Origin of the sequence: Streptomyces echinatus (assembly GCF_014203595.1) — a bacterium.
Taxonomy (GTDB): Bacteria; Actinomycetota; Actinomycetes; order Streptomycetales; family Streptomycetaceae; genus Streptomyces; species Streptomyces echinatus.
In genome coordinates this window covers 525,107-545,963 of the sequence record NZ_JACHJK010000001.1, presented here as the reverse complement: position 1 = coordinate 545,963, position 20,857 = coordinate 525,107, and the positions used below count along the sequence as shown (strand labels likewise).

Here is a 20,857-nt window from a genome sequence, read left to right as displayed (position 1 = left end):
GGGATGTCGTCGTCATGGCGTCGAGCCTGACCACGGGCCGGTACGGGTGCCGAGTGCCCGCCGATGCTGGTACTGCCAGCACCTGGCAGCGACGAGCCGGTGTGCCGACGATGGAGGATGGGGATGACGGGGGGCGGACGATGAGGACGAGTACACAGCGGCGCAGGCCGGAGCTGGCCGCTTTTCTGCGCAACCGGCGGGCGCGGGTGACACCGGCCGACGTGGGGATGCCCCCGGGTCTGCGGCGGCGCACACCGGGGCTGCGCCGGGAGGAGGTCGCCCAGCTCTCGGGCGTGGGCGTGACCTGGTACACGTGGCTGGAGCAGGGCCGGCCGATCAACGCCTCGCCGCAGGTGCTGGACGCGGTCGCGCGCACACTGCGGCTGGACCCGCCGGAGCGGGAACATCTGTACCGCCTGGCGGAGGTGCCCTTCCAGTCGGCCCCCGCGGGTCTGACCCGGCGGATCAGCGCGGAGGTGCAGGGCATCGTCGACGCCCTGGACCCGCTGCTGGCGGTGGTCTACAACTCGCGGTACGACGTCCTGGCCACCAACGCGGCGTATCGAGACCTGTTCCTGTTGCCGAAGATCCGGGCGGGCCTGCCGAACGTGCTGTGGACGGTGTTCACGCTGCCGGAGGGAGCCTGTCCGGTGGTGCACCGGGAGAAGGAGCTGCCACTGATGGTGGCGACCCTGCGGTCGTCCTACGGCAGACATGTGGGCGAGCCGGCCTGGGAGGAGTACATACGCGAGCTGTCGGCGGCGAGCCCCTGGTTCGCGGAGCTGTGGGCGAGTGGCACCGTGGCGCCTCCCGGCCCCCGGGTGAAGACGTTCCGCCATGGCGGCGTCGGCGAGATACGGATGACCTCGCAGTCGCTCTCCCTCGACGGGATGCCCGAGTGCCGGATCGTGGTCTACAACCCGGCGGACGAGGAGGCGCGGGCGAAGCTGGCGGTGCTGCGGGAGCGAAGAGAGCCTTCGTACCTGAGCGGGACCGACCACCGTTGAACACAGAAAATCCCGCCCCCTGAGGGGACGGGATCCTCATCACCGATCTTTGACAACTCAATAGAGTGTCGATCAGTGGAGCTAAGGAGAATTGAACTCCTGACCTCCTGCATGCCATGCAGGCGCTCTACCAACTGAGCTATAGCCCCTGGCGTCATGCGACCGGAGCCGCATGTCTTGTTTCGCCCCGCTCGGCGGGGCGAACAAGAAGAACTTTAGCCTGTGACCTGCCAGAAAGTGAAATCCGGGGCCGGGGCTCCTCGGGACGGTCAGTCGTCGTCGCCGAGGACGGGCTCCGGGAGGGTGCCCGCGTTGTGCTCCAGCAGGCGCCAGCCGCGGGCACCTTGGCCGAGCACGGACCAGCAGCAGTTGGAGAGGCCGCCGAGGCTCTCCCAGTGCCCGGCCTCCAGGCCGAGGAGCCGGCCGATGGTGGTGCGGATGGTGCCGCCGTGGCTGACGACGACCAGGGTGCCGTCCTCGGGCAGCTTCTCGGCGTGCCGCAGCACGACGGGGGCGGCGCGGTCGGCGACCTCGGTCTCCAGTTCGCCGCCGCCGCGGCGGACGGCCTCGCCCCGCTTCCAGGCGGCGTACTGCTCCCCGTAGCGGTCGATGATCTCCTCGTGCGTCAGCCCCTGCCAGACACCCGCGTACGTCTCGCGCAGGTGTTCCTCGTGGGTGACGTCGAGGCCGGTGAGGGCGGCCAGTTCGGCGGCCGTGTTCGCGGCCCGCTGCAGGTCCGAGGAGACGATCGCGTCGGGCCGCAGGGAGGCGAGCAGCCGGGCGGCGCGGCGGGCCTGGCCGATGCCCGTCTCGGTCAGCTCGACGTCCGTGCTGCCCTGGAAGCGGCGCTCCACGTTCCACGAGGTCTGGCCGTGCCGCCACAGGATGATGCGGCGGCCCCGGCCCTTGCGGTCGGTCACCTCACCCGTGGCGCTCATCACCACTCCCCGCCCGGCTCCTGGTCGGCCTCGGCGGCCTGCAGCTCGGCGTGCTCCGCGGCCTTGCCGCGGGTGGCCTTGGCGTCGGCGGGCAGGTCCAGCTCGGGGCAGTCCTTCCACAGCCGCTCCAGGGCGTAGAAGACGCGCTCCTCGCTGTGCTGGACGTGGACGACGATGTCGACGTAGTCCAGCAGGATCCAGCGGGACTCACGGTCCCCCTCGCGGCGGACCGGCTTGGCGCCGAGTTCCTTCAGCAGGCGCTCCTCGATCTCGTCGACGATGGCCCTGACCTGGCGGTCGTTCGGCGCGGACGCGAGGAGGAAGGCGTCCGTGATCGACAGCACGTCGCTCACGTCGTAGGCGATGACGTCGTGGGCGAGCTTGTCGGCGGCCGCCTGGGCGGCGGTGTGGATGAGCTCAAGAGAACGGTCGGTGGCGGTCACTACATGGCTTTCCGTCGGCGGTCTTTTGACCTCAAGGGTCTCACGGACCGCCCGGGGCACCCCACGCGTTTACCGCGAGCACGTGGGATGGCCCCGGCCGCGCTCCCCCGGGGGAGGCGGCCGGCGGTCAGGACGAGGACGGTTTGTAGTCGCCGCCGAGGATCACCGAGACGTCGGCGCCGGAGGAGACGTTGCCCTTGGTCACGGAGCCGGCGGGCAGGCCGAGGGTCTTGGCGACCTCGGAGGCGTTCGCCTTGTCGGCGGCGTCCGCGTAGATCACCTTCGAGGTGGCCTCGGTGCCGGAGGCGCCGCCGCCCTCCAGGAAGGTGAAGCCGCCGTTGAGGAGCACGACGCGGGCCTTCTCCGTGTCGTCCTTCACACCGGTGGCGTTCTGGACGGAGACCCGGACCGCGGAGCCGGCGCTCGGGCTCTTGGCGGTGCCGCCGAGGATGTCCTTCACCACGCTGTCGCTGGTCTGCGCGCTCAGCGTGCCGTCGGACCGCACGGGCAGCAGGGCGGTCTTGTAGTCGCCGCTCTTGGCGAGGTCGGCGAGCTTGGCGAGGAAGGCGCCGAGGTCCTTGTCGGTGAGCGGCGGGTCCAGGATCTGCGCGAGCGTCTGCACGGTGATGGTGGCGGACGACGGGTCGGAGGACATCTTGCGCAGCACGCCCTGCATGACCTGGCCGAACCGCTGCAGCTGGGCGTTCTGGGACTCGCCGGTGGCGCGGTAGGTGGCGTAGGCGACGGCCATCTTGCCGCTGAGGGTCTGGCTCTGGCCCTTGTGGACGAGGGGCGCGGTGCCCTTCTTCTTGGTGTCCGGGTCGGGCACGTCGGTGTCGGTGTCCAGCTCGATGTTGCCGACGAGGTCGACGAGGTTCTGCAGGTAGGGGGTGTCGAGCCGCCAGGTGCCCTGGATGCTGGTGCCGAGGACCGTGTCGAGCTGGTCGCGGGTGCCGGAGGTGCCGTCGCCGTCGACGGACTTGGCGAGGGTCGTGGTGGAGCCGTCGTCGCCGGTCAGGGCCAGGGAGTTGGGCAGCAGGACCGTGGTTCCCTGCTTGCTGGTGGTGTTGTCGACCAGCAGCGCCGTGGAGGTGCCGCCCTTGCCGGTGTTGTGCAGGTGGACGACGAGCACGTCGCGTTTCTGGGCGGCGACGGGTGTGGCCGTGCCGTTCCCACCGTCGGAGGAGGACAGGCCGGGCAGCTTTCCGGCGAACCAGAGGTAGCCGACACCGCCGGCCGCGACGAGGGCGAGGACGACGACGAGGGCGATGAGCCGGCCGCGGGCACGGCGGCGTGCCTCCTCGCGGCGCTCGGTGCGGTTCTCGGTGAACTTCAGCCAGTCGATGACGTCCTCGGAGTCGCCGTCCGGGTCCTCGACGAAGGCGAACTGCTCGGTGTGGTAGTCCGGTTCGCCGGACGCGCCGCCGTACTCCGGTGCGTCCGACGCGTTGCCGTACTCCGGTGCGTCCGACGCGTTGCCGTACTCCGGTGCGTCCGGGGTGTGGCCGTTCCCGTGCGGGGGCCGCATGTCCTTCGCGGGGCCGGCCTGCTGCGGGATGTGGGCGGTCTGCTCGGCGACCCGCGGCTGCTGACCGCTGCTCGCCGCCTGCCCGTAGGGGTCGTAGCCCGTGCCGTCCTGGGTGCCGGTGGCGTACGGGTCGTACGGGGCCCGGGAGCCGTAGGGGTCGTAGGCGGGCGGCTGCTGGCCCGAGCCGTAGGAGGACCCCGGCTGCTGCCCGCCGGTGGCGTACGGGTCGTAGCCGTAGCCCTGCTGCTGGGCGTACGGGTCGTAGGCCGGCTGCTGGGTGCCCGGGACCTGCTGTGCCTGGGCAGGCCGTTGTGCCGGGACCTGCTGGTACACGGGCTGGCCGTACTCGTCGTAGCCGACGAGTTCGTACGGGCCGTCTCCGTACCCCGCGTCGTATCGGTCGTTCACCGGTGCCCCTCTCGGCTCACTCGCCGCGGTACAGCTCGCGCTTGTCGATATAGCGCACGACTCCGTCCGGCACCATGTACCAGATGGGGTCTCCCTTGGCGACTCTCGCCCGGCAGTCCGTGGAGGAGATGGCGAGCGCCGGCACCTCCACGAGGGAGACGCCGCCCTCCGGCAGTCCGGGATCGGTCAGGTGGTGGCCGGGACGGGTGACACCGATGAAGTGCGCGAGGGAGAAGAGCTCCGCCGAGTCGCGCCAGGTCAGCAGCTGGGCGAGGGCGTCGGCACCGGTGATGAAGAAGAGGTCGGTGTCGGGGTTGAGGGCGCGCAGGTCACGCAGGGTGTCCACGGTGTACGTGGGGCCGCCGCGGTCGATGTCGATGCGGCTGACGGAGAACTGCGGGTTCTCGGCGGTCGCGATGACCGTCATCAGATAGCGGTCCTCGGCCGGGGAGACCTTGCGGTGGGACTTCTGCCACGGCTGGCCGGTGGGGACGAACACCACCTCGTCCAGGTGGAACTGCACGGCGACCTCGCTGGCCGCCACCAGGTGCCCGTGGTGGATCGGGTCGAAGGTCCCGCCCATGACGCCGAGACGCCGCTTGCCCGTGTGGGCGGGGCCGTTGCCCGGTCCCTGCTGCGGGTGCTTCACCGCGTCGTCGGCCGTCTCGTGCGCCGGACCGGTAGGCATGTCCTGCTCTCCCATGCGTGCAGACCCTACCGGCCCGGTCTCGGACGTCCGGCCGGGGACGGGGTCCCCGCTCAGCGGTCGCGGTTGAAGCGGGTGGTGATCCACAGCAGCAGGAGCAGGATGATCAGCGCGCCGCCGCCGGTGACGGCCGGGTTCAGGCTCTCGTGGTTTCCGCCGTGCGGCTCGCCCTCGGCGGCGAGGGTGACCAACTGGGCTGCGGTGCTCTGGAAGCTCATCTTCGGCAGGACCTATCGCGTGTGGGCGGAATAAAGATGTCGGCTCATCGTAAGCGGGCGGCCCCGCGGCGATCACGCCGACTCCGCCGTTGGGGACGGAGGGTGCCGGCCGGGCACCGGAGTGCCGGCTTCGTTCGCCGCCGGGAAGCGGGGAACTTTCGCCGGCCGTCAGTCGTCCTTGCGCTTGTAGCCGCGCAGCAGGAACCAGGCGGTCAGCACACAGCCGAGGACCATCACGACCAGGACGATGCGCAGCAGGTTTCCCGTCCCGTGCTGCTGGACGGCGCTTGCGGCGGCCTCGGTCAGCCGGGCGGCTGCGGGGTGGTGCTCCATGGCGGGGACTCCTTCGGGTGTACTGCCCGTCCACGGTATCTCCGCCTAGGCTGGGCCCCGCCTCGGGGGCGCAGTGGGCACTCATACGCACATGGGGGAAGACATGTCCGACGACGGCCACCAGCACACGGGGCACGAGCGCGTGCCGAGCAGGCAGCGCAGGCGCTTCCCGGGAATATCCTCGCGGGCCTACGAGCACCCGGCGGACCGCTCGGCCCTGGTCGCGCTCCGCAAGCTGAGCGGGTTCGACACCGTCTTCAAGGCGCTGAGCGGGCTGCTGCCGGAGCGGAGCCTCAGGCTGCTGTTCCTGTCCGACTCGGTGCGGGTCTCGGAGCGGCAGTTCGCGCACCTGCACGACATGCTGCTGGACGCCTGTTACATCCTGGACCTGGAGAAGGTCCCGCCGATGTACGTGACGCAGGACCCGCAGCCGAACGCGATGTGCATCGGTCTGGACGAGCCGATCATCGTCGTCAGCACGGGGCTGGTGGAGCTGCTCGACGAGGAGGAGATGCGGGCGGTCGTCGGACACGAGGTGGGGCACGCGCTGTCCGGGCACTCCGTGTACCGCACGATCCTGCTGTTCCTGACGAGCCTCGCCCTGAGGGTCGCGTGGATCCCGCTGGGCAACCTCGCGATCATGGCGATCGTCACGGCGCTGCGGGAGTGGTTCCGCAAGTCGGAGCTGTCCGCCGACCGTGCCGGCCTCCTGGTGGGCCAGGACGTCCAGGCCTCGATGCGCGGCCTGATGAAGATCGCGGGCGGTAACCACCTGCACGAGATGAACGTGGACGCGTTCCTGGAGCAGGCCGAGGAGTACGACTCCGGCGGCGATCTGCGCGACTCCGTGCTGAAGATCCTGAACGTGCTGCCCCGTTCGCACCCGTTCACCACGGTGCGGGCCGCCGAGCTGAAGAAGTGGGCCGAGTCCCGGGACTTCCAGCGGATCATGGACGGCCACTACCCGCGGCGCAACGAGGACAAGGACACCTCCGTCAGCGACTCCTTCCGCGAGTCGGCGGCCAGCTACGCGAGCGATGTGAAGGGCTCCAAGGACCCGCTGATGAAGCTGGTCACGGACCTCGCGGGCGGCGCGGGCGACCTGGGCGGCCGGGTCCGGCGGGGTTTCGACGGCTTCCGGAGCCCGCCGCCGGCCCAGGGGGACACCCCGGGCGGCGACGAGGAGTAGACGTCGGCGTCGGCGTCGGCGGTCAGGCCCTCGGCTGGGCCTGGGTGGAGAGGGTTCCGCACAGGGGCGTGGCGCCGTCCGAGTCGTAGGGGTTGGTGCCCGCGGGGCCGCCGGACCCGGCCCTCTGGCCGGCCAGGAGGGGGCGGAGATAGGACGAGGCGTCCTCCGCGCAGGCCAGAGGACCCGCCTGGACGTAGGACGTGACCAGCTGGAGCTGGTTGGTGCGCAGGTCGTCGCGGTCGAAGCGGAAGGTCAGCTCGCGACGGACCGTGAAGAGGGAGGCGGGGGCGTCGGACGCGGCGCCGGTGGGGAGCAGGGCGTAGACGAAGGTGTGGTCGGCGGTGACCTCCAGCGTCGCGGAGTCGGCCTCGACGGCCCGCAGGCTGCCGGAGACGCGGATCTCCTCGTCGGCCAGCCGGGCCCGGGCGGGGTCGATGCGGACGACCCAGCCCGTGGGCGCGTGCCGGCCGTCCGCCGCCGGGTGGTCGAAGCTCTGGTCGAACTGGGCGAGCTGCTCGGGGTCGACCATGGCCCGGGCGGCGCGCGCCTCGTGGCCGGTGATGACCTCCGGGTGGAGCGAGGAGCGGACGATGTAGTTCTTGACGATGGTGAGGGCGGCCACCACCTGGCTCTCGGAGAAGTGGGCGGTGCTGCGCGAGACCGGCAGGGGTATGCCCTTGGCGCCGACCGGGAACGGGGCGGCGGGACTGTGCGCGTACAGCCTCTCGGCGTCGGCGGCGCCGGGCACCTTGCCCTGGGGGGCGAGCGGGATGACCGTCATCCGCAGGGGCTCCACGGGCCGGCGGGCCTGCGGGGAGCTGTAGGGGTGGCGGACGCCCATGTAGATCGCGGTGCCGAAGGCGATGGCGATCAGGACGGCGAGGATCAGGACCTGCCGGGTGAGTCCCCGGTGCAGGGGCGGGCGGCGGCGTACGGCGGGCGCGTGGTCGGCCATCCGCTCCTCGGCGGAGAACTCCTGGAGGCGGGCAGCGCGGACGAACGACTCGTCGAAGACGACGGATCGGTATTCGTCCTCAGCACCTCCGGGGCCGCCCTCGGGTGTCCCCTCCGGTGGGTCTCCAGGCCCGCCCATACTTTCAGGGTAGGTCTCGTGGGCCCCGGGTAAACGCCCCGTCACACGACAAGTTCTGACAGGTTCTCACCAGGTGCGGGCGGGGCGCTCAGGGGGAGCGCGGGATGGCCGAGACGGCCGGCTGGGAGTGCTCCGCGGAGGCGGCGGGAGCGGTCGCGCCGCCCTGTCCGAGGCCGGTCGAGGCGGGGGCGGGGACCCGGTCGCGGGTGCCCGAGGAGCTTCCCCGGTAGACGGCGGCGAAGGCCAGGGCGACCATACCGATGCCCATCACGACGGCGAGGATCCAGGCCACGGGGCGGTGCCAGCGGACCTGCTTGCCGTAGGAGCCGTAGGGGCCGTCGCCGAGGACGTAGGTGTCGTCCAGCTCGTCATCGTCGTGATCTTGACCGAATGCGGCGCCCTCGGGGCCGTAGCCGTCGTCGTAGCGCTCGCCTCGGGCGTGGGCGCGGCGGGCCTCCGCCTCGGATGCCTCGGCTCTGGCCTGGGCGGCGGCGAGGAGTCGCTCGACGGCGGTCGGCTCATGGAGCGTGGCGGCCTGTACGAAGGCCTCGTCGAACACCACGGAGGCGAACTCTTCGTCCGACACCCCGTGGTCGTGGTCGTCGTCGGGCTCCCAGCCGTCAGGGAACGGCGTGCCCCCCACGTCCTCCGGCACGGGTCCAGAGTAGACCTGGGGGGTCAATTTGGGCAGACGGTATGGAAATTCGTCTGCCCTGTGAGACGCCTTTCGGCCGTGTGGCCGCGCCGGGCACGGGGGCCGGGCGCGCTGGGCCGAACGGGTGAATATCAGCGGCGTACGTGGCCGTCGCCGGTGACGATGTACTTCGTGCTGGTCAGCTCCGGCAGGCCCATGGGACCGCGCGCGTGCAGCTTCTGGGTGGAGATGCCGATCTCGGCGCCGAAGCCGAACTGGCCGCCGTCGGTGAAGCGGGTGGAGGCGTTCACAGCGACGGTGGTGGAGTCGACCAGCTGGGTGAAGCGGCGGGCCGCCTGCTGGGAGGTGGTGACGATGGCCTCGGTGTGGCCGGAGGTCCACAGCCGGATGTGCTCGACGGCCCGGTCGAGGGAGTCGACGACGGCGGCGGCGATGTCGTGGGAGAGGTACTCGGTCTCCCAGTCCTCGGCGGTCGCCTCGACCACGGTCGCCTTGGAGTCCTTGGCGTAGGCCATGACCCGCTCGTCGGCGTGGACGGTGATGCCGGCCTCGGCGAGGGCGTCCAGGGCGCGGGGCAGGAACTCGGGGGCGATGTCCTGGTGGACGAGGAGGGTCTCGGCGGCGTTGCAGACGCTGACCCGGTGGGCCTTGGAGTTGATCAGGATCTCGACGGCTGTGTCGATGTCGGCCTGGGCGTCGACGTAGACGTGGCAGTTGCCGGTCCCGGTCTCGATCACGGGGACCGTGGACTCGCTGACGACGGTCTGGATCAGGGAGGCGCCGCCGCGCGGGATGAGCACGTCGACCAGGCCGCGGGCCCGCATCAGCTCGCGGACGGAGTCGCGGCTCTCGCCGGGCACGAGCTGGACGGCGTCGGCGGGCAGCCCGGCGCCGCCGACGGCGTCCCGGATGACCCGGACCAGGGCGGTGTTGGACTCGTAGGCGGAGGCGGAGCCGCGCAGCAGGACGGCGTTGCCGGACTTCAGGCAGAGCGCGGCGGCGTCGACGGTGACGTTCGGGCGGGCCTCGTAGATGATGCCGACGACGCCGAGCGGCACGCGGACCTGGCGCAGGTCGATGCCGTTGGGGAGGGTGGAGCCGCGAACGACCTCCCCGACCGGGTCGGGCAGCTTCGCGACGTCGCGGACATCGGAGGCGATGGCGCGGACCCGCTCGGGGGTGAGGGTGAGCCGGTCGACGATGGCCTCGCTGGTGCCGTTCTCCCGGGCCTTGGCCACGTCCTTGGCGTTGGCCTCGACGATCTCGGCAGTCCGGACCTCCAGGGCGTCGGCGATGGCGAGCAGCGCGTCGTCCTTCACGGCGCGCGGGAGCGGCGCGAGGTCGGCGGCGGCGGCCTTGGCCCGGTAGGCGGCCTGGGTGACCGGGGACATCGAGTCGTACGGCGAGAGCGTGGTCATGAGGGAAGGGTAGTGCGCGGGGCGTCCCGGTTCAGCGGTCGTCCCACACCCCGAGACACCACAAAAGGGATGAACCACCCGGCCGGGGCGCCGACCGGCTTCCCGCTTGCGACCGCTTCCGGGGCTCGGCCCCCGCGCCCCCTCCCCCGGCCCGGCCGGCTCAGAACGGATGCACTCCGACCGGTGTCGCCGGCGCGGGGCCGTACCCCTCGGCGATGCGGTGGTGGTAGGTCTCGCGGTCGATGACCTCCAGGCCGACGATCTCCCAGGGCGGCAGCCCGGCGCTCTGCCGGTGCTCACCCCACAGACGCAGCGCCACGGCGGCGTCGTGCAGGTCGCGGGCCTCCTCCCAGTACCGGATCTCGGCGTGGTCGGTCGCGTATCTGCTGGTCAGCAGGAAGGGATGGTCGTGGGCGAGTTGTTCCAGAGCCCGTCGCAGTTCGGGCAGGGGGACCTTCTGCCCGGAGACGCTCAGGGTGACGTGCCACAGCCTGGGCAGGTCCTTCGGCTCCTCGTAGGTGTCCCCGGCCGCGACGCTCGTCAGAGCACCGCGGGACGCCGCCCCCGGGCGCACTCGTCTCACGACGGCCTCCTTCACGCTTGGCCGGCCAGGCCCGCATGGCTCGCTCGGCCCCTTGACGGAACATGTCCTTTCAACATGTCCCCGAGACAAAGTTGAGCAGGCCGCAGGGCTCCGCGTGGTGGTTTTGCGGAACGTCCCCACCCGGGGGCATTCCTTACGTCCTGTTTTACGAGCGGTTTTGCGAGAGTTACACGTGCAGGAGCACCAGGTCGTCCCTGTGTACGACCTCGCGTTCGTACGCCGGGCCCAGATCTCGCGCCAGCTCTCGGGTCGAACGCCCGATCAGCCGGGGGATCTCCTTGGCGTCGAAGTTGACGAGTCCCCGGGCCACCGCGCGGCCCCGCGCGTCGCGCAGTTCGACGGGGTCACCGGCGCTGAACTCGCCTTCCACGGCGGCGATTCCGGCCGGCAGCAGCGACGTGCGCCGCTTCACGACCGCGTCCACCGCGCCGTCGTCCAGGATCAGCGCGCCCTGCGGGGTGGAGGCGTGCTGGAGCCAGAGGAGCCGGTCGGCGGAGCGCTTGCCGGCGGGGTGGAAGTAGGTGCCGGTGTCGCCGCCGGCCAGGGCCTCGGCCGCGTGGACGGCGCTGGTCAGCACCACGGGGATGCCGGCGGCGGCGGCGATGCGGGCGGCCTCCACCTTGGTGACCATGCCGCCGGTGCCGACGCCGGCCTTGCCCGCGCTGCCGATCTCGACGCCGGCGAGGTCCTCCGGGCCCTTCACCTCCGCTATCCGGGAGGTGCCGGGCTTGCTGGGGTCGCCGTCGTAGACGCCGTCGACGTCGGAGAGGAGGACCAGCAGGTCGGCGTGGACGAGGTGGGCGACGAGGGCGGCGAGGCGGTCGTTGTCGCCGAAGCGGATCTCGTCGGTGGCGACGGTGTCGTTCTCGTTGACGATCGGGAAGGCACCCATCGCGAGCAGCTTGTCGAGGGTGCGGGAGGCGTTGCGGTGGTGGGCGCGGCGGCTCATGTCGTCGCTGGTGAGCAGGACTTGGCCGACGCGGACGCCGTAGCGGGCGAAGGAGGCGGTGTAGCGGGCGACGAGCAGGCCCTGGCCGACGCTGGCGGCGGCCTGCTGGCGGGCGAGGTCCTTCGGGCGGCGGCGCAGGCCCAGCGGGGCGAGGCCGGCGGCGATGGCGCCGGAGGAGACGAGGACGATCTCCCGCTCTCCCCCGCTGCGGCTCTTGGCCAGGACGTCGACGAGCGCGTCGACACGGTCGGCGTCCAGGCCTCCCGCGGCGGTGGTCAGGGAGGAGGAGCCGACCTTGACGACGATCCTGCGGGCCTCGCCCACGGCCTGTCTTGCCCTTGCCACCTTGTCTGCCGTCCCTCGCCTCGGTCCGCTGCGCCGGTCGGAAATCTACGGGAAGCGGACCTCCCGCCGCACATCGGTCCACCCCCCGGACAGCGCCGTCCACCGCACCGGGCGGGCGGACGAAGGCCCCCGGGGAACGCTCCTCGGGGGCCCGGTGACCACGGCGGGAGGCTCAGCCCGCGATCACGCCGTCGGTCTCTTCGGCCGTCACCGTGCGCTGGCTCGGTACCGCGTCGGCCAGCTCGGCCGTCTCGGCGGGGTCGGCGTTCGCCGCGCCCGGCCGGGGCTGCCGGCCGAGGTTGCGGGCGTCGGCCCTGAGGGCCAGGTCGGCGACCGCGGCGTTGAACCGGTCGATCGACTTCGGCTCGTCGGGGCCGAGCAGGTACCGCTTCAGCTCCGTGCGCGCGTCCGCGAGCGGGTCGGCGGACGGGTCGCGCACGGCGTCCAGCAGGCCACCCAGTCCGGCCGCGTCGTTGGACAGGATCACTGCGGCGCGTACGGCCGTGTTCTGCCGCTCGAACTCCTCGGCGCCCACCCCGGCGGAGTCGGTGACCGCGTACGGCTTGCCGCTCGCGATGAAGTCGGAGACCACGGAGGAGATGTCGGAGACCATCGCGTCGGAGACGTTGAAGCAGTCGTACAGGCGCGGCTGGGCGCCGGTGACGACCCGGTGCTCGTGCGGCGGGAAGGAGCGCCAGTAGGCGTCGTTCCACTCGGCGCGCAGCCGGGCGGTCTCCTCGTGCCGGTGCACGTCGGTGATGCCGTCGCGGGTGGCCTCGGCCTCGTCGCCCTTGGCGCGGTGGGGACCGGCCAGCTCGGCGAGCCGGGCCTCGATACGGGCCAGCTCGGCCCTGGCCTCGTCCATGGCGTCGCCGTCGGCGGTGAAGCGGGGGTCGTCCGCGCGCTCGGCGGCGGCCTTCTCGACCAGGGCGGTGATCCGCCTGTGGGCGGCGCCCGCCTCCTTGCTGACGTTGCCGGTGAAGGGGTGCGGCTTGTACAGGACGCGGACCGGCGGGTCGGCCGCGATCAGCCTCCGCACGATGTTCTCGCCGGCGAGAACGATCGAGGTGTTGCCGGGGTTGCCGTCCCAGCCCTCCCAGGTGGGCGCGTACAGCACGGTCGGGCAGCGGTCACCGGAGGCGCTGCCACGGGGGCCTGCCGGCGCGTCCGGCCGGCTGCGGACGGGTGCGAGCTGGGGGCGGCCGACCTCCACGATGTCCTCGTCGCGGACACCGACGTCGGCGACGGCGTAGCGGTCGCGGCCGGCGCGGCCGGCTGTCCACACCTCGTCGTACACCTTGCTGTACGGGTTGACGCTGGCGAGCTTGTCGCTGTCGCCGTGGCCGATGAAGACGTGCTTCATGGTGGGCACGCGCAGCAGGTGGATGTTCTTGCCGACGTTGGCCGCGTAGAGGGCCACGCGGACGGTGGACAGGTCCAGGTTCATCAGATGCACCCCACCGGGCACGCAGACGACGGGGACCGTGGTGGGCGCGAGGCTGCGCAGGATGGCGCGCTCACGCAGAAGGACGAGCGGCCGGGTGTCCAGCCGCTCCATCGTCTCCAGCCACATGTTGACCTGGTACGCGGAGTCCTTGGAGCCGGAGAAGTACAGGACCGTCTCGGGCCGGTGGCCGGCCAGCCAGTCGTCCACGGCGGCGAGGACGGCGTCGGGCCTCGGCGGGATCCTCCGGCCGCGCACGTACGGCATGAGGACGAGGACGTACAGGCAGCCGAGGCCGAAGGTGAGACCGATGCCGGTGAAGCCGGCGACGGCGGAGCCCAGCTCGGCGGAGAGCAGGATGCCGGCGAGCGCGAACAGGTCGAGGTGGAGGATCTTCTCGGCGGAGCGGTGCAGCAGCACGCGCGGCGGGGCGTCCGGGATGCGGATGCGGGAGCCGAGGTCGATGTTGCGGGTGGCGACCGGCATCCGGCGGCGGTTGCGGATGAGGGTGACCAGCGCGCCGTGAGGGGCCTGGAGGCCGAAGAAGGCGATGAAGCAGGCGATCGCGCCGTAGAAGATCAGGTCGCCCGAGAGGGACAGCCGGGCCAGCAGCAGGACCAGGAGCAGCTGCCGGATCAGGAAGCGGATCGACAGACCCGCCCGGACCTTGCTGAGCCGGCTGATCAGGTAGCTGCCTCTGCGGTGCAGGTAGTGGTCCGCCAGGTACGTCACGGCGGCCAGCGCCGCGAAGGCGGGGACGCTCGGGACGAGCGCGGCCAGCATGAGCGCCGGCAGGCCCAGTATCAGGAGGGCCGCCGCGGCCAGCTCGGCCGCGCTGCCCACCCGGGCGACGCGAAGGGCGATGGTTATCACGGAGAAACCTGCTCTGGGAGGGGGAGTGCAAGCGTGGGTCGGTTGTGCCGGACATTCCGGGGTTGCGGAAGGTGGGCGGGTTCGCGCGATGTATGGATCAGGCCTCCGCGGACGCTCACATGCGTGAACGTCACGGAGGCCTGGCCCGCACACCCGGTCACGGCGGTGGTCAGAGGTCGCCCTGCCGGTCCAGCACCGAGGCGAGCGCCTGCTCGAAGCCGGACGCCTCGGCGGCGCCCGCGGTCGGGTCCTGCTGCCGTACGTCGATGACATGCCCGGTCAGCTCCGACAGCAGCACGTCCAGGGAGGTGCCGGCCACGGCCTCGGAGGAGAGCAGGGTGCTCGCGGGCTCCTCACCGAAGGCCTTGGTGCGCATGGGGGTGGCGGTGCGCTCGGGGTTGATGCAGTTGACGCGGATGCCGTCGGCGGCCCACTCGTCGGACAGCGCCTGGGTGAGGTTCACCATGGCGGCCTTGGTCGAGGAGTACAGGGAGTACTCGGCGCGGCCGCGGGTGTAGCTGCTGGAGGTGTAGAGCAGCAACTGGCCCTGGGACTCGGCCAGGTACTTGTAGGCCGAGCGCGCGATCTGCACGGGGGCCAGGTAGTTGACGTTCAGCGCCTCCTCGATGGTGGCGTTGTCGGTCTCGGCGAGCTTGCCGATGCGCAGCACGCCCGCGGTGTTGACGACGTAGTCGATCCGGCCGGTCTCCGCGTACGCCGTGGACAGCGCTTCGTCGACCTCCTCCGGGTTCTCCACGTGGGTGCCGGTGGTGGAGCGGCCCAGCGCGTAGACGTTCGCACCGTAGGACCCGGCGAGTTCGGCGATGTCCTTGCCGATGCCGTAGGAGCCGCCGAAGACGACGACGGTCCGGTCGGTGAGCAGGTCGCGGTAGGTGTCATCGCCGTACTGGTCGGGGGCGGCGGTGGAGGCGAGCTGGAACAGCTTGTCGGCGATGAAGACGTCGACGGGCTGGGTCACCTTCATGTTGTACTCGTCGCCCAGGACGACGTGGACCGGCACGTCCGGCAGGTACTTGAGGACCACCGAGCAGTCGTCCGTGGCCTGGAAGCTGGGGTCGGCGGCGGCGACCTCGTAGGCGCGGCGGATCGTGGACAGCTTGAAGGCCTGCGGGGTCTGGCCGCGGCGCAGCCGGGAGCGGTCCGGGATCTCGGTGATGAACTCGCCGTCCTCGCCGTGCGTACGCGTGACGATGATGGTGTCGGCGGACGGGATGGCGACGTCCACCGCCTGATAACGGTCCAGCGCGGTCACGCAGTCCTCGATGACGCGCTGCGAGAGCAGCGGGCGTACGGCGTCGTGGAAGAGGACGTTGAGGTCCTCTTCCACGGCAAGGCCCTCACGGAGCGCGGCGATGGCGCGCTCGGTGGTCTCGTTCCGCGTCGAGCCACCCTCGATGACTTTCTTCACCTTGGTGAAGCCGGCCTTTGCGACGAGCCTCTCGACGTCCGGCACGTAGCCCTGGGCCATCAGCACGATGACATCGTCGACGGACTCGGCGTTCTCGACGATGGCCAGGGTGTGCTCGATGACTGCCTTACCGGCGATCTTCAGCAGCTGCTTGGGGATCGAAAGACCCACACGCTGACCGGTTCCACCGGCCAGGATCACCGCGGTTGTTCGGGGCTTGGCTATGTGCTGTGACACAGGCTGACCTACCTTGTGGCGACTGGGAACCGGGAGAGCGTGCCACTTCCGGTTACCGCCGTGCAAGGCGAGTGACCTTCGCTGCATATACGGACGCAACCTGCCATTCACCTTGCACCCCCGGTGATTGGAGACAAGCCGTGTGAACTCCTGTGAATTTGCTGTGAGCAAGTCCACAGATAACCGAAAGAGTCGATCAGCGGCGCCACATCCGCGCGAAGGCGGCGGCACTCCGGAGCATGTGACCGGGCGGCCACCGCCATCGTCGTGAGCGCTCAACACAGGCTCTGACCTGCGTTTTCCAGTGCTCTCGGCGGCACCCCAACGCTCGGCCGACTGCCCGGGCACGGTGTCCGACCGCGCCACCGCGGCACCGATCGGGGCCGATTCCTCGACCGATCGGCGGAGTGTACGGATCTTCACATCGCGGGCCGTGAGGGTGCACGCGTTCTTCATATGAGACACGGCAGCGTTACGGGCCGGGCGAGAAAACAGATCGTGGGGAGACCCTTGTCACGGAATTCCACATACAGGTTTCAAATCATTTCGAGTTCGACCGGGCCGAGTGATCTATTGACGATGTCCGGAATCGGCTGAATAAGATTCGCGGGCAGTCCGGGCAGCGCCTCGGAAATAAGCGGCGGGCCGCCGCGGTCATGGTCGTCCCTCACGCCCGCCGGTGGCCCCATTCCGGCCGGGTGACCCGGGCCCGGCGCCCCGGCCGGCCGGTCGTGCCGGTGCCCGGTGTCCGGTGCCGGAGGCTGGGCCGGGTCCCGCCTGCGGCGGCCCGCGCGGCGTACGCTCCGTCCAGGAGTCGTCGCCCATGCGAAGGCCGCTCCGCGTCACACCAGCCGGACGCCCGGCTCGTCCGACTCCACCCGCAGCCGGGCCAGGGTGCTCGCCGTCGCCCGTGGCTTCAGCACCGTGTCGACGGCCCGCACCCGCGCGTCGATGCCGTCGTGGCGGATGTCGAACAGGTGGTAGCCGCGGTGGGCGTCGATGAGCTTCCAGTGCGGGTTGTCCGCCCTGAGCGGGTCCCACTGCTTGTGGAAGGCGTCCTGGTCCTGGTCGCCGTTGCTGGACACCGAGGTGCCGACGAACTCGGCACCGACGACCTCGGAGGCGGGGTCGGCGTAGTCCGTCCTGAGGTCGCTGACCATCGTCAGGTGGCGGTCGCCGCTGAGCACGACCGGGTTGCGGACGTGGGTGAACTCGCGCAGCAGGGCGTTGCGTTCGGCCTGGTAGCCGTCCCAGGCGTCGTAGTACCAGAGCTTGCCGTCGCCGGGCAGCAGGTCGGTCTCGGCCATCATGATCTGCGAGGCGATCAGGTTCCAGCGGGCCGGGGAGTCGTGCAGCCCCTTGAGCAGCCACCGCTTCTGCCCGGCGCCGAGCATGGTCCGCGTGGGCGCCTCGGCACCCTCCTGCGTGGTGGCCTGGTCGCTGCGGAACTGCCGGGTGTCGAGGACGTTGAGGCGGGCCAGCCGGCGAACTCCAGGCGGCGGTACATCTGGATGTGCGGGCCGTCCGGGATCGCGGAGGCGCGCACCGGCATGTGCTCGTAGTACGCCTGGAAGGCCGCGGTCAGCCGGGCCGCGAACGCGTCGTGCGACTGCTTGTCCGGGTCCTGCGGGATCTCGCCGGCCCAGTCGTTGTCCACCTCGTGGTCGTCGAAGGTGACCACCCAGGGGGCGTGCGCGTGCATCGCGGCGAGGTCCGGGTCGGAGCGGTACTGGGCGTACCGGTTGCGGTACTGCGCGAGGGTGTACGGCTCTCCCTTGCCCTCGTGCCGTCGCACGGCCGTCGCCGAGGGCGCGGACTCGTATATGTAGTCGCCGACGAAGAGCACGACGTCGGGGTCCTGGGCGAGCATGTCGGCGTACGGCGTGAAGTAGCCCTGCTGCCAGTTCTGGCAGGAGGCGAGGGACACGCGCAGCGAGCCGCCCCGCTGGTGCGGATGGGGTGCGGTGCGGGTACGGCCGACGGGCGAGAGCCGGCCGCCGGCCCGGAAGCGGTACCAGTACCGGCGGTCCGGGCGCAGACCGCGGACGTCGACGTGGACGCTGTGGCCGAGTTCGGGGCGGGCCTGGGCGGTGCCCCGGCGGACGGCCTTGCGGAACCGCTCGTCCTCGGCGATCTCCCAGCCCACCGGGAAGACCGCGGCGGGCATGCCGCCGCCGTTCAGCGGGTCGGGCGCGAGTCTGGTCCACAGCACGACACCGTCGGGGAGCGGGTCACCGGAGGCGACTCCGAGGCTGAACACGCCGTCGGGGAGCGGTGGGCCGGCGGCGCGGGCGGCGCCGGGCAGCCACAACTGGGCGGAGGCGGCGGCGCCGAGGACGGCGGCGCCGGCGGACAGAATGCGGCGGCGGTCGGGCGTTGGTGCGGGCATGCGCTGACTCCCTTTGCCACGGGGCCACTTGGGCAGGCCGATCGGACCTCCGGAAGCTCCCACGGCCGGACGGTCCGCCCGCTGAACCAGACCTATCAAGGGCATGACAAATGCACAGACAGCAGAATCCCGGTGCCGGTGCACCAACCCCTAGGCAGCACAAGCAGTCTGACGGTAAATCGGCAACCGCCCCGCCGCGGCACCCGTCTCACCGCGGCACCCGGCACCCGGCACCCGTCCTCCCCACCGCACGCGGGGGACGGGGAGAGGAGACGAAAAAGCGCGACACGCAGGGGGCCGAGGCCCTCTGCGTGTCGCGCGGTCCGGCTCACCGGGGCGGGGCGGCGCTGCCACCACAGCCACGGCCGTGCGGCCGGGGTGTCACTCGTCCGGCTGCCCGGCGGGCGGGCAGCGCGTCCTCGCTACTCGAACGGGTCGAAGTCGTCGTACTCCCGCGTCGCCTCGTCCCGCTCCGCCTGCTTGTCCTTGCGGCGCTGGGTCGCGGGCCGGGCCACGTCGAGGCGGTGGTCCTCACCGCGGCGGCCCAGCATCTCGGCGCCTGCCATGACCGTCGGCTCCCAGTCGAAGACGACCGCGTTCTCCTCGGGGCCGATGGCGACGCCGTCGCCCGAGCGGGCACCCGCCTTCATCAGCGACTCCTCCACACCGAGGCGGTTGAGCCGGTCGGCGAGGTAGCCGACGGCCTCGTCGTTGTTGAAGTCGGTCTGGCGGACCCAGCGCTCGGGCTTCTCGCCACGCACCCGGAACAGCGGCTCTCCGCCGACCTCCTCACGGGTGACGGTGAAGCCGGCGTCGTCCACGGCCTTGGGCCGGATGACGATCCGGGTCGCCTCCTCCTTCGGCTTCGCGGCACGCGCCCTGGCGACCAGGTCGCCGAGCGCGAAGGACAGCTCGCGCAGCCCGATGTGGGCGACGGCCGACACCTCGAAGACCCGGTAGCCGCGGGCCTCCAGGTCGGGGCGGACCATCTCGGCGAGGTCCTTGCCGTCCGGCACGTCCACCTTGTTCAGGACGACGATCCGGGGACGGTTGTCTAGACCGCCGTACTGCCGCAGTTCCTCCTCGATGATGTCGAGGTCGGAGACCGGGTCGCGGTCGGACTCCAGGGTGGCCGTGTCCAGCACGTGCACCAGCACGCTGCACCGCTCCACGTGCCGCAGGAACTCCAGGCCGAGACCGCGGCCCTGGCTGGCGCCGGGGATGAGACCGGGCACGTCGGCGATGGTGTAGACGGTGGAACCAGCGGTCACCACGCCCAGGTTCGGGACCAGCGTGGTGAACGGGTAGTCGGCGATCTTCGGCTTGGCCGCGCTGAGCACGGAGATCAGCGAGGACTTGCCGGCGCTCGGGTAGCCGACGAGCGCCACGTCGGCGACCGTCTTCAGCTCCAGGACGATGTCCTGCAGATCCCCGGGCACACCCAGCAGCGCGAAGCCGGGCGCCTTGCGGCGGGCGCTCGACAGCGCCGCGTTGCCGAGGCCGCCCCGGCCGCCCTGCGCGGCGACGAACGAGGTGCCGTGGCCGACCAGGTCGGCGAGCACGTTGCCCGCCTTGTCCAGCACTACCGTGCCGTCCGGCACCGGCAGGACCAGGTCCTCGCCGTCCTTGCCGGAGCGGTTGCCGCCCTCGCCGGGCTTGCCGTTGGTGGCCTTGCGGTGCGGGGAGTGGTGGTAGTCCAGCAGCGTCGTGACCGACTGGTCGACGGTCAGGATGATGTCACCGCCCCGGCCGCCGTTGCCCCCGTCGGGGCCGCCGAGCGGCTTGAACTTCTCACGGTGGACGGAGGCACAGCCGTGGCCTCCGTTACCCGCGGCGACGTGCAGCTCGACGCGGTCCACGAAGGTGGTCATGGTTTGGTGCCTCCTGGGGGTCCCCCCGGCGGGAAGCTGGGGGATTACGGAAATGTCTACTGCTTAACACGCGAAAGGCGGACCCGCCTTCCCGACCGGGAAGTGAGGTCCGCCTCGCGAAAGCGTTCGGCGCCGAATCAGTCGATTCAGGCGACCGGAACGATGTTCACGACCTTGCGGCCACGGTGGCTGCCGAACTCCACCGCACCGGCCTGGAGGGCGAACAGCGTGTCGTCGCCGCCACGGCCGACACCGGCGCCGGGGTGGAAGTGGGTGCCGCGCTGACGGACCAGGATCTCACCCGCGTTGACGACCTGACCGCCGAAGCGCTTCACGCCGAGCCGCTGGGCATTGGAGTCGCGACCGTTCCGGGTGGACGATGCGCCCTTCTTGTGTGCCATGTCTCCTCAGTCCCTTACTTCGCAGCCGCGGGGATCGACGTGACCTTGATCGCCGTGTACTGCTGGCGGTGGCCCTGCCGACGGCGGTAGCCGGTCTTGTTCTTGTAGCGCAGAATGTCGATCTTCTGGCCCTTGTGGTGGTCCACGACCTCGGCCTGGACCTTGATGCCGGCCAGCACCCACGGGTCGCTGGTCACAGCGTCGCCGTCGACAACGAGCAGGGTCGAGAGCTCGACCGTGTCGCCGACCTTGGCAGTGGAAATCTTGTCAACCTCAACGATGTCGCCGACAGCAACCTTGTGCTGGCGACCACCGCTGCGCACGATGGCGTACACGCGGATCTCTCTTTCGCTCGAAGAAACGGCACCCCCGCAGGCCA

General features: G+C 71.1%; 18 protein-coding genes, 1 tRNA gene and 1 pseudogene. 2 read left to right on the top strand and 18 right to left on the bottom strand.

What is annotated here, in order from left to right; translation table 11 throughout:
- The first annotated feature begins 140 nt into the window (after positions 1 to 140).
- A complete protein-coding gene (locus tag FHS34_RS02345; RefSeq protein ID WP_184959935.1) occupies positions 141 to 1,007 on the top strand; it encodes a helix-turn-helix transcriptional regulator in 867 nt (288 codons plus the stop codon).
- 76 nt (positions 1,008 to 1,083) lie between these two features.
- On the opposite strand, the gene FHS34_RS02340 is transcribed toward FHS34_RS02345, so the two are convergent.
- From FHS34_RS02340 to FHS34_RS02310, 7 genes are all read right to left on the bottom strand, one after another.
- Positions 1,084 to 1,156: transfer RNA gene (locus FHS34_RS02340), tRNA-Ala, on the bottom strand.
- A 120-nt stretch (positions 1,157 to 1,276) separates the two neighbouring features.
- Positions 1,277 to 1,945, bottom strand: coding sequence for a histidine phosphatase family protein (locus FHS34_RS02335; RefSeq protein ID WP_184959933.1), 669 nt, complete (start codon positions 1,943 to 1,945; stop codon positions 1,277 to 1,279).
- On the bottom strand, positions 1,945 to 2,388 hold the full coding sequence (gene rsfS / locus FHS34_RS02330; protein ID WP_184959931.1) for a ribosome silencing factor: 444 nt from the start codon (positions 2,386 to 2,388) through the stop codon (positions 1,945 to 1,947). The genes FHS34_RS02335 and rsfS overlap by 1 nt, the downstream gene beginning before the upstream one ends.
- Before the next feature lie 127 nt (positions 2,389 to 2,515).
- Positions 2,516 to 4,324 carry a LytR C-terminal domain-containing protein gene (locus tag FHS34_RS02325; RefSeq protein WP_184959922.1) on the bottom strand — a complete coding sequence of 603 codons (1,809 nt, stop codon included), beginning with the start codon at positions 4,322 to 4,324 and terminating at the stop codon, positions 2,516 to 2,518.
- A gap of 16 nt (positions 4,325 to 4,340) precedes the next feature.
- Positions 4,341 to 5,027 carry a nicotinate-nucleotide adenylyltransferase gene (gene nadD / locus FHS34_RS02320; protein ID WP_184959920.1) on the bottom strand — a complete coding sequence of 229 codons (687 nt, stop codon included), beginning with the start codon at positions 5,025 to 5,027 and terminating at the stop codon, positions 4,341 to 4,343.
- A 56-nt stretch (positions 5,028 to 5,083) separates the two neighbouring features.
- Complete coding sequence (locus FHS34_RS02315; RefSeq protein ID WP_184959918.1) at positions 5,084 to 5,248, bottom strand: hypothetical protein; 165 nt, start codon at positions 5,246 to 5,248, stop codon at positions 5,084 to 5,086.
- Between the two features lie 168 nt (positions 5,249 to 5,416).
- Positions 5,417 to 5,581, bottom strand: coding sequence for a hypothetical protein (locus FHS34_RS02310; RefSeq protein WP_184959916.1), 165 nt, complete (start codon positions 5,579 to 5,581; stop codon positions 5,417 to 5,419).
- A 103-nt stretch (positions 5,582 to 5,684) separates the two neighbouring features.
- Between FHS34_RS02310 and FHS34_RS02305 the strand changes: the two genes are divergently transcribed.
- Positions 5,685 to 6,770, top strand: a complete 1,086-nt coding sequence (locus FHS34_RS02305) for a M48 family metallopeptidase (protein WP_184959914.1) — start codon at positions 5,685 to 5,687, stop codon at positions 6,768 to 6,770.
- A 22-nt stretch (positions 6,771 to 6,792) separates the two neighbouring features.
- On the opposite strand, the gene FHS34_RS02300 is transcribed toward FHS34_RS02305, so the two are convergent.
- The 11 genes and pseudogenes from FHS34_RS02300 to rplU all read right to left on the bottom strand — a co-directional run bounded on the left by FHS34_RS02300 (position 6,793) and on the right by rplU (position 20,813).
- Positions 6,793 to 7,863, bottom strand: coding sequence for an SCO2583 family membrane protein (locus tag FHS34_RS02300; RefSeq protein ID WP_184959912.1), 1,071 nt, complete (start codon positions 7,861 to 7,863; stop codon positions 6,793 to 6,795).
- An 88-nt stretch (positions 7,864 to 7,951) separates the two neighbouring features.
- The gene (locus tag FHS34_RS02295) at positions 7,952 to 8,518 is read right to left on the bottom strand and encodes an SCO2584 family spore wall biosynthesis protein (protein WP_443732461.1); all 567 of its coding nucleotides are present in this window, start codon (positions 8,516 to 8,518) and stop codon (positions 7,952 to 7,954) included.
- A 131-nt stretch (positions 8,519 to 8,649) separates the two neighbouring features.
- Entirely contained in the window at positions 8,650 to 9,936 is a 1,287-nt protein-coding gene (locus tag FHS34_RS02290) for a glutamate-5-semialdehyde dehydrogenase (RefSeq protein WP_184959857.1), read from the bottom strand.
- 160 nt (positions 9,937 to 10,096) lie between these two features.
- On the bottom strand, positions 10,097 to 10,519 hold the full coding sequence (locus FHS34_RS02285) for a DUF8830 family protein (protein WP_184959855.1): 423 nt from the start codon (positions 10,517 to 10,519) through the stop codon (positions 10,097 to 10,099).
- 187 nt (positions 10,520 to 10,706) lie between these two features.
- Positions 10,707 to 11,813, bottom strand: a complete 1,107-nt coding sequence (gene proB / locus FHS34_RS02280; protein ID WP_184961298.1) for a glutamate 5-kinase — start codon at positions 11,811 to 11,813, stop codon at positions 10,707 to 10,709.
- 193 nt (positions 11,814 to 12,006) lie between these two features.
- Positions 12,007 to 14,121 (bottom strand): hypothetical protein, encoded by a 2,115-nt coding sequence (locus FHS34_RS02275; protein ID WP_184961296.1) that lies wholly within the window; start codon positions 14,119 to 14,121, stop codon positions 12,007 to 12,009.
- 199 nt (positions 14,122 to 14,320) lie between these two features.
- A complete protein-coding gene (locus tag FHS34_RS02270) occupies positions 14,321 to 15,817 on the bottom strand; it encodes a bifunctional cytidylyltransferase/SDR family oxidoreductase (protein ID WP_184959853.1) in 1,497 nt (498 codons plus the stop codon).
- An 842-nt stretch (positions 15,818 to 16,659) separates the two neighbouring features.
- Positions 16,660 to 18,206, bottom strand: a pseudogene (locus tag FHS34_RS02265) (alkaline phosphatase D family protein).
- 422 nt (positions 18,207 to 18,628) lie between these two features.
- A complete protein-coding gene (obgE, locus tag FHS34_RS02260) occupies positions 18,629 to 20,077 on the bottom strand; it encodes a GTPase ObgE (protein WP_184959851.1) in 1,449 nt (482 codons plus the stop codon).
- A 146-nt stretch (positions 20,078 to 20,223) separates the two neighbouring features.
- A complete protein-coding gene (gene rpmA, locus FHS34_RS02255; protein ID WP_061922958.1) occupies positions 20,224 to 20,478 on the bottom strand; it encodes a 50S ribosomal protein L27 in 255 nt (84 codons plus the stop codon).
- 14 nt (positions 20,479 to 20,492) lie between these two features.
- On the bottom strand, positions 20,493 to 20,813 hold the full coding sequence (gene rplU / locus FHS34_RS02250) for a 50S ribosomal protein L21 (protein WP_030749991.1): 321 nt from the start codon (positions 20,811 to 20,813) through the stop codon (positions 20,493 to 20,495).
- Positions 20,814 to 20,857: the final 44 nt, after the last annotated feature.

Coding starts and splice junctions, on each gene's coding strand:
- FHS34_RS02345 (WP_184959935.1), top strand. CDS start 141: ATGAGGACGAGTACACAGCGGCGCAGGCCGGAGCTGGCCGCTTTTCTG.
- FHS34_RS02335 (WP_184959933.1), bottom strand. CDS start 1,945: ATGAGCGCCACGGGTGAGGTGACCGACCGCAAGGGCCGGGGCCGCCGC.
- nadD (WP_184959920.1), bottom strand. CDS start 5,027: ATGGGAGAGCAGGACATGCCTACCGGTCCGGCGCACGAGACGGCCGAC.
- FHS34_RS02315 (WP_184959918.1), bottom strand. CDS start 5,248: ATGAGCTTCCAGAGCACCGCAGCCCAGTTGGTCACCCTCGCCGCCGAG.
- FHS34_RS02310 (WP_184959916.1), bottom strand. CDS start 5,581: ATGGAGCACCACCCCGCAGCCGCCCGGCTGACCGAGGCCGCCGCAAGC.
- FHS34_RS02305 (WP_184959914.1), top strand. CDS start 5,685: ATGTCCGACGACGGCCACCAGCACACGGGGCACGAGCGCGTGCCGAGC.
- FHS34_RS02300 (WP_184959912.1), bottom strand. CDS start 7,863: ATGGGCGGGCCTGGAGACCCACCGGAGGGGACACCCGAGGGCGGCCCC.
- FHS34_RS02290 (WP_184959857.1), bottom strand. CDS start 9,936: ATGACCACGCTCTCGCCGTACGACTCGATGTCCCCGGTCACCCAGGCC.
- obgE (WP_184959851.1), bottom strand. CDS start 20,077: ATGACCACCTTCGTGGACCGCGTCGAGCTGCACGTCGCCGCGGGTAAC.
- rpmA (WP_061922958.1), bottom strand. CDS start 20,478: ATGGCACACAAGAAGGGCGCATCGTCCACCCGGAACGGTCGCGACTCC.